Source organism: Phenylobacterium sp. (assembly GCF_031412415.1).
GTDB lineage: Bacteria > Pseudomonadota > Alphaproteobacteria > Caulobacterales > Caulobacteraceae > Phenylobacterium.
The window spans coordinates 1-2,486 of the sequence record NZ_JANOCX010000064.1 but is presented as its reverse complement, the minus strand read 5'-3'; the positions used below and the strand labels follow the sequence as shown (position 1 = coordinate 2,486).

At 68.8% G+C, this 2,486-nt stretch carries 2 protein-coding genes and 1 pseudogene; 2 read left to right on the top strand and 1 reads right to left on the bottom strand.

Going from position 1 to position 2,486, the window contains the following annotated elements; translation table 11 throughout:
• Window positions 1-1,238: RNA methyltransferase (locus RMO04_RS03255; protein WP_309643361.1), on the top strand; the 1,238-nt coding region annotated here is incomplete at its 5' end.
• Here the strand turns inward: RMO04_RS03255 and RMO04_RS03250 are convergent.
• Entirely contained in the window at window positions 1,228-1,959 is a 732-nt protein-coding gene (locus RMO04_RS03250; protein ID WP_309643360.1) for a calcium-binding protein, read from the bottom strand. The two genes, RMO04_RS03255 and RMO04_RS03250, sit on opposite strands and share 11 nt — an antisense overlap.
• A gap of 202 nt (window positions 1,960-2,161) precedes the next feature.
• Here RMO04_RS03250 and RMO04_RS03245 point away from each other — a divergent pair.
• Window positions 2,162-2,486: pseudogene (locus tag RMO04_RS03245) on the top strand (hypothetical protein); the annotation flags it as partial.

The following is a 2,486-nucleotide window of genomic DNA, read 5'->3' as shown; positions in this document are numbered from 1 at the left end:
CGCTTGATCAGGAAGGCCGCGGCATCGCGCACTTCGAGGGCAAGGTCATTTTCATCGAAGGCGCCCTCACCGGAGAAACAGTCCAGTATGTCTCGTACCAGCGCAAGCCGAAGTACGAACTGGCGGAAGCGAAGCACATTCTGCGTGCCTCGGTGGCGAGGGTCGTGCCGCGATGCCGCTATTTCGGCGTCTGTGGCGGTTGCGCGCTGCAGCACTGGGACCACGCGCCTTACCTCGCCTGGAAGGTCGATCGCCTGCGCCGTACCTTGGCCCGCGAGCGGCTGGAGACCGAGTTCCTTCCTGCCTTCGCCGCCTTGCCCGGCACGCGCCGCCGCCTGGCCCTGCACGCCCGCCAGGGAAGCCGCAGCGCTGCGCGCCTTGGCTTCAAGGGTCGCAAGTCTTGGGATGTGGTCGAGATCGAGGTCTGCCCCATCGCCGACCCGGCCTTGCAGGCCGCCCTGCCGGCCCTGCGCGCCCTCGCCGCGCCGCTGTTCGAACATCCCAAGTCCGCGCCTACCCTGCACGTGACGGTCACCGCCACCGGCATCGACGTCGACATCACCGGCGTGGAGCGCAAGAGCGGCGGCGGTCTGTCGGCCGACGCCCGCATGCGCCTGGCCGAGATCGCGGCGAAGGGCGACTTCGCCCGCGTCACCATCGACGGCGAGCCGGCCTATCTGGCCCGCCAACCCATGGTGCGCCTGGGCCCCGCCACCGTCGCCCTGCCGGCCGGCGCCTTCCAGCAGGCCGTCCCCGCGGCCGAGGCCGCCATGGCCGCCCTGGCGGTCGAAGCCTGCGCTGACGCGGGGAAGATCGCCGATCTCTACTGCGGGGTGGGCACCTTCACCTTCCGGCTGGCGGGGATCGCGCCGGTCCTGGCCGCCGACTCATCGGGTCCGGCCATCGCGGCGATGAACGCCGCGGCGGCCAGCGCGCCCGGCCTGAAGGGGATCGTCGGCGAGCACCGCGATCTCGCCCGCCGCCCGCTGCTGGCCGAGGAGATGAAGCGCATCGACACGGTCGTCTTCGACCCGCCCAGGGCCGGCGCCGCCGAACAGTCGGCTGAGATCGCCCGCTCCAAGGTCGCCCGCGCCGTCGCCGTCTCCTGCAACCCCGCCACCTTCGCCCGCGACGCCCGCATCCTGATCGACGGCGGCTTCACCCTGGATCGCCTGCTGCCGGTAGATCAGTTCCTGTGGTCGTCCCACATCGAGCTGGTCGGCGTGTTCAGCCGGTGACGATCCAGCCGGAGGGCAGGATGGAAAGCTGCACGCCGACCAGCACCATCCTGTCGCCCCCGCCCAGGTCGACCACGGTGTCGCCGCCCACCTGGCTGACCGAGTAGGCCCCGTACTCGACCCTGACCCGGTCACCCTCGGCGATCGAGAAGTCCAGCACCCGGTCGACGCCCGCGCCGGTGAAGATGTTGAAGGTGTCGGCGCCGACCCCGCCGACCATGGTGTCGTCGCCCCGGTCGCCGAACAGCCAGTCATCCCCGGCCTCGCCGGTCATGGTGTCGTTGGCCTGGCCGCCCCGGATCGTGTCGTTCCCCAGGCCGCCGTCCAGCGTGTCTTCGCCCAGGTTGCCGAACACCAGGTCGTCGCCTCGATCGCCGCGCATGACGTCGTTGTCCTGGCCCCCGCTCAGCCAGTCGGCCCCGTCGCCGCCGTTGATGGTGTCGTTGCCCTTGTTGCCGTTGATGTCGTCGAAGTCCGAGCCGCCGCGGATCGAATCATATCCCTCGTCGCCGCGCAGATAGTTGATCCCGCTGGTGGCGTAGATCGTGTCCTCGCCATCGCCCCCCAGCACTGTGTCGCCGCCGGTCCCGTTGATGGAGTCGTTGCCGCCATAGCCGAACACCAGGTCATGGCCCGCGCCGCCATCCAGCAGGTCGGCGTCGTTCGTCCCTCGAATGACGCTGGCGTCGCTCGCACTGAAAATCGTGTCACTCGCCAACATCACTCACCCCCGACCCTCGTGGCGGTGAAGCTAGTTGCGGGAATTTTCGCTTACAACCCTGAATGAGGGTTGCGGTCGCGGTTTGCGCGCGCCTTCGGAACGGGGATCGCAAAATCCCTTGCAAAACAATGTTCGGATCGGCGTCCTCTTCCGCAACGACAAGGTGGCGCCGCTTCGATGCGCCCCGGCAGGGAGACGAATCATGAGCGACGGCGCTGTCGACATCCGTGGCGAGGTCCGGGCACGGGCCTATGGCGAGCCGCTTGAGACCCTGAACCCCGCTCAGCCCGAATTGTTCGCCGACGACGAGCTGTGGCCCTATTTCGAGCGCCTGCGCGCCGAGGACCCGGTCCACTACACAGCCGACAGCGCCTACGGCCCCTATTGGTCGGTGACCCGCTACAACGACATCATGGCGGTCGACACCAATCACGAGGTGTTCTCCTCCGCCGACGGCATCACCCTGGTCAGCCTCGAGGCCAAGGAGCAGAACGCCAACCGCCCCGCGCGGCCCAGCTTCATCTCCA

Coding starts and splice junctions, on each gene's coding strand:
- RMO04_RS03250 (WP_309643360.1), bottom strand. CDS start 1,959: ATGTTGGCGAGTGACACGATTTTCAGTGCGAGCGACGCCAGCGTCATT.